The sequence below is a fragment of the Burkholderia paludis genome (assembly GCF_000732615.1).
Lineage (GTDB): Bacteria > Pseudomonadota > Gammaproteobacteria > Burkholderiales > Burkholderiaceae > Burkholderia > Burkholderia paludis.
This window is the reverse complement of sequence record NZ_JPGL01000038.1, coordinates 81,336-87,523: the sequence shown is the minus strand read 5'-3', so window position 1 is coordinate 87,523 and position 6,188 is coordinate 81,336. Positions and strand designations below refer to the sequence as shown.

Below are 6,188 nucleotides of genomic sequence, written 5' to 3'. Positions count from 1 at the left end.
GCTGCACTTCGTCGCGGACGCACCCGGCGCGATGCGGGAGCCAGAGTACCAAGATGACGTCGACGTCGCGGCCGCAGGGACGCTGCTGGCGGCACTGGAAACGGAAACGGAAACGGAAACGGAAACGGAAACGGAAGCGGAAACGGAAGCGGACGAGGACGAGGACGAGGACGAGGACGAGGACGAGTAAGGCGGGCACGTCAGCCCGCCGCGAATAGGCTTGGCGGGGCAAGTGTCATGCATTGCAAGATGCGTGGGCCGCGCTTGCGCCCGGGTGCGCGCATCGGGAAAATCGTGTCTAGGAAAAAATTACTGACGTGGCGTAGGTGAAGGGCTGGAAGCCTTGCTGGATAAGGGATTGCGGCGTATACGAGGGGCGAGCGTGTCGGTGTAAAAAGTCTATCAATACGCGCCAAACCCGGTGCAATGGGTCGATCCACTGGGGCTTTCGAAGCAATGTCCTAAATGCTTGCCTAGCTGCAACGATTACGCGTCTCAGGGGCCGAAAGATTCAACTGAGATGGCCCAAGAACTTTCAAAGCAGATCAACCAAAATTCGGTAACGTTCTCTACGCCCACAGCACAAGGCCACATTGATCTGCAAGGGGCATCGCATTTCGATAAGGCCACGGGAACAGATATTCCGACACCTCATGTTCAGACTCGTACAATTAACGTTGGGCCAAACGGCCAAGTGACGACGTCGAAAAAGACAGAGGTTACAAGGGCTGCGACTAAACAAGACGTTCGTGTTGCAAGGGAACTGGCGAGACGAAAGGGGCTGTGCAAATGAGTGATCTGATTGATGCTTTGCAAAACTGGTATACCTCCCAATGCGACGATGTTTGGGAGCACTCTTATGGCGTCGAGATTACCAATATTGACAACCCGGGCTGGAGGGTCAAGGTAAGCGGTGCGTCAGGGAGGAAGCCTGTCGATATGAATGCAGAGCGCGATGAAGAAAATTGGATCACGGTGAAGGCAACCGAAACGGAATTCGTCGGGTACGGTGGTCCTGGTAATCTGAATGAACTACTGGCGCTCGTTGTCGATTGGTTGAGCTTGCCGTGTTCGACGTGAACGCGGAGCTTCTGCCCTGCGTGGAAACCTACGTCGTGTGTCAGCCAGCGGCCTGAGATCTTGAGCCAGAGGAACCAACGGGTTATCGCTCTATGCAGTTGATATTGCTTCGGATGTCGAATTTCAGAGAATCGATGCTTTCTTGGCTTCGCAATGCGATGGTGAGCACGTTGCCTATGAGGATGCATGCCTGCAGCACGCGGGAATAGACAGCATGCGAATGGATGAGTGTGCGTCACTGGCGACGGTACCATTGCGGCTCAATTAGTATGGGCAATTCCGTTGAACGAGAGACGACCGTCCTCTGGGCTTGAGCGGCAAACTCGCAGGCAGGCTTGCAGATAAAGCGCAAAGTTTTCCGGTATCGCTGCGACCGAATAGCATTGCGATGATTGTTTCCAAGGTTTAGATGGCACAACGGCATCTGTTGCCAGCGTACGTAGTAAAAATAGTATGAGTAGAGTTCGTGATATGGACAAGGGGCAATGCTTGGTGTAATTCGTTGCTCAAGAAGTTTAATATGAATTTGATTCGACGATGTGGTCATCATGAATAGAATTGAGTTGCTTAAAAGATTGTCGAGTTGTTCTTCTGAGGGAAGGCAACTCTATGCATCTTTGTGCTTGAGGCGATACTGTGAATATAAGGATATTTCTCACCCGGCTATTGACGCCTTGCTGAGTCATCTGGATTCGATGGCTTCGAGTCGAAGCATGGCGGAATGGGATTCACGAGGGACATTGCTTGATCTAAACGGGCGAGGGGACCCAATGCCAGATAGTCTTAAAGACATGCTGCACGGCGAGGATTTGTGCGATTTTTTAATTTTGGTAGATAATGTGGTGGAGGTCGGAATTGTCGATCTCTATGGAGAAAGGACGGATCTTCCTTTGAGATTTTTGGATGAAGCGATGTGTATATTGGAAGGAAGCAGTATCTCTCTTCCGGATTTGGCTGTGAGTGCGTGACGATTGATGAATGCCGTCGGTAGATTTAAGGTGGTAATGTTGATGAGGGATTGCAAGAAGTGCGGGGCGACGCTTGCGAGAAGCAATAATTCGATAGTTAACTGGCGAGGGGCAACCGACGTGCGGCGATATTTTGGGTAAATTTGAAATTCAAGGCGATTTGTGGGTAATCAAGATTTGTGCGTGTCGAAGCTTTGGGCGTCTGTGAGAATGCTTCTTTCTCTGATAAATGGGCCGATTTTTTGTGGGGCGGATTCGTATCTCGAGAAAGTGAAATTATTGTAAATAATGCAGAGAATGCCGAGATATTCGCTTGCGATCAAGATGTGGATGTAATTAAGGGTGGTGGGTATCGGTATTGGATTCATATCTTGGAGGGTAACGCTCGAACGGTTGAGGGAGTGAATTTGGAAGATGATTTGGGTCTGGGTGGCAAATTTTATCAAATTGGATCTGATGTGTTTGATGGTGAGGTAATGCCGGATATTATTTCAAGGGGGAGGGGATTGGTATTTTGGAATAAATTATCGATGTGATTTGTGGGGATTTTTACGTATTGCTCGTGAATGTGACATTTTTTGATGATCGGCTTCCGGTGAGTGATAAAGTGTATGATATTTATAGAAGGGATGGTATTCCTTGCGGGTGGAAAGGAGGGTTTCCAGAAGGGGAAATTCCAGTTTATTCGGGTGGTTGAGTGAGATGCCTTGCTCGGTTTGAAAGAGGTGATTATTTCGGATTCGATCGCGTGGTTCAAAGATTGAGTATGAATAAACGATTCGCTATCAACGCTGACCGGCTGCTCAACGCAGGCATCTGGACGCGGCCGCGACAAAGATGACGGTCCATTATTCCTCGCTTGAAGCCGCGTTTCACGCACACCCGGTCAGGATCGCGGACTGGGGCTATGTTCGTTGTCGGGAGGAAGATCTGACGACGTCGGGAGTCGTGTTTTTCGATGACGTTGAGGATCCAGGCGCCTGTCGGCGTGCTGCGTTTGCCGGGAAATGCGGCAGCCTGATCGTCTTGACCATTCACGGTGCCTCGACACAAGACGTGGTGACGTTCGCATCCGACAAGCGGATCGAAGCTGTCGAATGTTTGCGTGACGTGCTGCCGGACGAGTTCGCGCACTGGATCGACGCATTCGACATCGTATATTTCGGGTATCCGGCATGATCTGCTTGCCATCGGTCGAGCATGCAGTCTGACGTGTTGTTCACACTGCAGGAACGGGCATAATCGCGACGTCGATCACTTGAGCGTTGCGAGTGACGTATTTTTGCAACCGCCGCTTGGCTGTTCCGACCGACTACCCCAGTTATCACTGCAATTCCCATGTCGACAACGATCACGACCGAAGCGTCGCTGAAGCACATTCTCGAACACCCGGGCGACTTCGCCGGATGGCTTTGCCTGCCGCCGATGCCGTGGACGCCCGACACCGAGGGCAAATTCACCGAAGACCTGAAAGCCGCAGACGCGGATGAAATCGCGGCATCGACCGTGACACTCCAACCCGGCTGGCGCGTCACGCTGAGCAACACGATGATCGAGGAAATTGTGATCAACGCTCACGATCAGGTCGACGAACCGAGCGTTGCGCAGTTGCTCGACGCGTTCGTCTTCTACGTCGAGAACGACGAATTCATCCTGTTCTGACGACGCGTGAGCAGGCCGACGGCAGGGCATTGTGCTCCCGTACTTCACCAGCCACGCTGACGTCCGATAGAACCCGCGACGACCGGACATCGGGCGGAGCCGCAATGACCATCACCGACAACGTGTACGCCCATTTGGCGAAACAGACCGGCAACGTTGAACGCGACGACCCGCAGGCCGTCCTCGGCGCGCTCGATCGTCTCGGCATCGCGCGCGACACCGATTTCGCCGTGTTTTATCTCGCGTACCAAGGGCCTTTCACCAGCCCGCGTCCAGTCGCCGAGTTGTGGGATCTGCTCGATTACTCGGGTATCGTCGAATCGCTCGATTACGTGCGGGATCGCTATGCGTTTGCCGATCATCTGCTGCCGCTGACGTCGGATGAAAGCGAGGGCATGTACCTGTACGACACGCTGTCCGGTGCCGTGCATGACTACGATTTGGGCACACATGCGAGCTTCATGGCCGGCGAAATCGATGCGCGTTGGGCTACGTTCTCGGCGTTCCTGGCGTGGTATTTCGACGAGGCAGTCGAAGGTTAAGCCGGCAACATTATTATTCGCCGCCAACGTCTGGCGGAATTTCACGGCGCGCCTGCATGATCGATGCGGGGCCGCTATCGTTCGCAGTCGATTCGACGACACGTTACGTCAACAGGAGACATGATGCCGATTCGGGACCTGAAGCAATGCGTCGTCGAAATTCGCGACATGGTGGACGCGCACGCAGGCATCGGCGCGCGTGAGCCCGATCACGCGACACTCACCGGGCGCCACGCTGTCGGCCCGGCAATGACCGCATGGTTCGCCGCGCTCGACGGCGTCGATCTGTCGATTCCGTGGCTTGCCGACGATCTCGTGTTGTACGGCAACGAGGCGAATCTCACGATTGGCCAGACCGGCTATCGCGTCGACGCATCGGGGCGGCGTCTGTCCGGATGGTGCGACGACTGGATCGCGCTGGGTCAGATGGGCGGCGATCCGGTTATCGTCGTGCCGGAAGGCGAAGTGCTGTTCGATCGCCACGGCGCGGGCAGCTGGGCGCCGTTGCGCGTCGCGCCATCCCTTGTGCATTTCGCTCACGCGCTATGTATCTGGTGTGAGCTGTTCGTCGGGAAGTACTCACGCGATATCTTCGACGACACGTATGAAATCCGGCCGGCATTCCTTGCCGAGATCCGGTCGCGGATGGGTGAGGCACTACCGGATGCGGATGTACCGGTTTTCATGGAGATGATCGACGGGTGAATAAAGGCGAGCATGAAATGAACGGCCGCGACCAGGATGTCGAACTGATCTACGTCTATGCCGGCAGCTCCGGAAGCGCGCCCGTTCACGAAGAACTTCCCGCGCGTCAGGTCGAGCCGGGCATCTACGAACTGTTGGCATCGCCCGGCCTCGCGCTGAATCTGGCGAAAGGCGATCTTGTTCGCATAGACGACCCCGTGCGTCCGGCCACGGTATTGAAGCGGGGCGGCAACTACTGTATCCAGATATACGGTGATGCGATCCCCGATCACGAGATCGATCGGCTCGCGAGCGACGTCGAGTCCGGACTGAACGGCACACTCGACGGCCGTTACGGCGGCTCGCTCGCGCTTTCGGTACCGTACCGGATCGGCGGGGAGCGCATCCGCGAGGTGTTCGACAGCTTCACGGCGAGAACCGGCCTCGCATGGTATTACGCGAACATCTACCGGAATTTCGAGGATCCGGACGACGATACGCTGCTCGACTGGTGGATCGAGCCGTGACGGTGCGAAGCCGAACGCGGGTATATCGGAGCAGTCTGCGGAGCCCGGGATGAGAAGGTTGTCGATTGTCGATTCCCGGGGCGGCCAGGCCGAACCGAGGATAGCCCGCATGACGCAAGCGCAATGCGACAACATCACGCAAGCCAGTGCCGCGGCGTCGTCGATTCCACGCGATGTCGCCGCCCCGGCCGCCCCGGCCGCCCCGGCCGATACGCCGATACATCCGCCGCGAACCTGGAGGAAAACCGCTCGATGACCGGGACGCCAACCATCGGTACGACTTTGGCAGAAATCGAGGCGGCCGAAGCCGCACTCGGCCGCGCGTTGCCGCGCTCGTTCAAGGAATGGCTGCGGCTCAACAATGGCCGGTCGCTCGGCGGACTGCCCGTGTTCCCCGTCTTCGATGCACGCAATCCGCGCAGGACGTGGAATTCGATCGTGCGGCGCTACGACGAAGGCTGGCGCGCGTGGCGAGACAATTTCGACCATACGGATGCCGATTTCTCGCACTTGTTGCCGTTTGCCGAGTTCGGGACTGGGGACTACTACTGCTTCGACTACGACCGAACCGGGGCAATGTGCGAGCCGGTCGTCGTCCTTTGGTCGCACGAGACGGGCGAGACGACGCCGGTAGCCGACGGTTTCTCGGCTTTTCTGTCGATGCGGGGCTGCACGGAGGGGCGCGGGAAATGAGCCTGACGGATCTGTCCGGCAACGGGGCGTCG

10 protein-coding genes are annotated in these 6,188 nt (G+C 56.0%); all 10 read left to right on the top strand.

The genetic code is table 11. The annotated features are described in order from the left end of the window. On the top strand, positions 1-190 hold a 190-nt coding region (locus tag GQ56_RS45635; RefSeq protein ID WP_031400978.1), incomplete at its 5' end, for a hypothetical protein. A gap of 599 nt (positions 191-789) precedes the next feature. After that, positions 790-1,080: an immunity 53 family protein gene (locus GQ56_RS41710; protein WP_075122998.1), complete on the top strand. Its 291-nt coding sequence runs from the start codon at positions 790-792 to the stop codon at positions 1,078-1,080. A 713-nt stretch (positions 1,081-1,793) separates the two neighbouring features. Continuing rightward, entirely contained in the window at positions 1,794-2,048 is a 255-nt protein-coding gene (locus GQ56_RS46250) for a hypothetical protein (RefSeq protein WP_200877999.1), read from the top strand. A gap of 179 nt (positions 2,049-2,227) precedes the next feature. Next, positions 2,228-2,584, top strand: a complete 357-nt coding sequence (locus GQ56_RS44595) for a hypothetical protein (protein WP_152601834.1) — start codon at positions 2,228-2,230, stop codon at positions 2,582-2,584. A gap of 301 nt (positions 2,585-2,885) precedes the next feature. Continuing rightward, the gene (locus tag GQ56_RS44590) at positions 2,886-3,227 is read left to right on the top strand and encodes a hypothetical protein (RefSeq protein ID WP_152601833.1); all 342 of its coding nucleotides are present in this window, start codon (positions 2,886-2,888) and stop codon (positions 3,225-3,227) included. A gap of 159 nt (positions 3,228-3,386) precedes the next feature. Further along, a complete protein-coding gene (locus GQ56_RS0123545) occupies positions 3,387-3,710 on the top strand; it encodes a DUF7716 domain-containing protein (protein ID WP_031400977.1) in 324 nt (107 codons plus the stop codon). Between the two features lie 104 nt (positions 3,711-3,814). Further along, the gene (locus GQ56_RS45920; RefSeq protein ID WP_034199687.1) at positions 3,815-4,252 is read left to right on the top strand and encodes a hypothetical protein; all 438 of its coding nucleotides are present in this window, start codon (positions 3,815-3,817) and stop codon (positions 4,250-4,252) included. Positions 4,253-4,375: 123 nt separating this feature from the next. Further along, positions 4,376-4,957 carry a hypothetical protein gene (locus GQ56_RS0123535; protein WP_160257562.1) on the top strand — a complete coding sequence of 194 codons (582 nt, stop codon included), beginning with the start codon at positions 4,376-4,378 and terminating at the stop codon, positions 4,955-4,957. Positions 4,958-4,974: 17 nt separating this feature from the next. Continuing rightward, positions 4,975-5,463, top strand: coding sequence for a DUF4265 domain-containing protein (locus GQ56_RS0123530; RefSeq protein WP_031400974.1), 489 nt, complete (start codon positions 4,975-4,977; stop codon positions 5,461-5,463). 123 nt (positions 5,464-5,586) lie between these two features. Beyond that, positions 5,587-6,156 carry an SMI1/KNR4 family protein gene (locus GQ56_RS0123525; protein WP_265183119.1) on the top strand — a complete coding sequence of 190 codons (570 nt, stop codon included), beginning with the start codon at positions 5,587-5,589 and terminating at the stop codon, positions 6,154-6,156. Positions 6,157-6,188 lie beyond the last annotated feature (32 nt).

Bases quoted from the DNA above. Each gene is read 5' to 3' on its own strand.
- GQ56_RS0123525 (WP_265183119.1), top strand. From the start codon at position 5,587: ATGCGACAACATCACGCAAGCCAGTGCCGCGGCGTCGTCGATTCCACG.
- GQ56_RS0123530 (WP_031400974.1), top strand. From the start codon at position 4,975: ATGAACGGCCGCGACCAGGATGTCGAACTGATCTACGTCTATGCCGGC.
- GQ56_RS45920 (WP_034199687.1), top strand. From the start codon at position 3,815: ATGACCATCACCGACAACGTGTACGCCCATTTGGCGAAACAGACCGGC.
- GQ56_RS46250 (WP_200877999.1), top strand. From the start codon at position 1,794: ATGGCGGAATGGGATTCACGAGGGACATTGCTTGATCTAAACGGGCGA.
- GQ56_RS0123535 (WP_160257562.1), top strand. From the start codon at position 4,376: ATGCCGATTCGGGACCTGAAGCAATGCGTCGTCGAAATTCGCGACATG.
- GQ56_RS44590 (WP_152601833.1), top strand. From the start codon at position 2,886: ATGACGGTCCATTATTCCTCGCTTGAAGCCGCGTTTCACGCACACCCG.
- GQ56_RS41710 (WP_075122998.1), top strand. From the start codon at position 790: ATGAGTGATCTGATTGATGCTTTGCAAAACTGGTATACCTCCCAATGC.
- GQ56_RS0123545 (WP_031400977.1), top strand. From the start codon at position 3,387: ATGTCGACAACGATCACGACCGAAGCGTCGCTGAAGCACATTCTCGAA.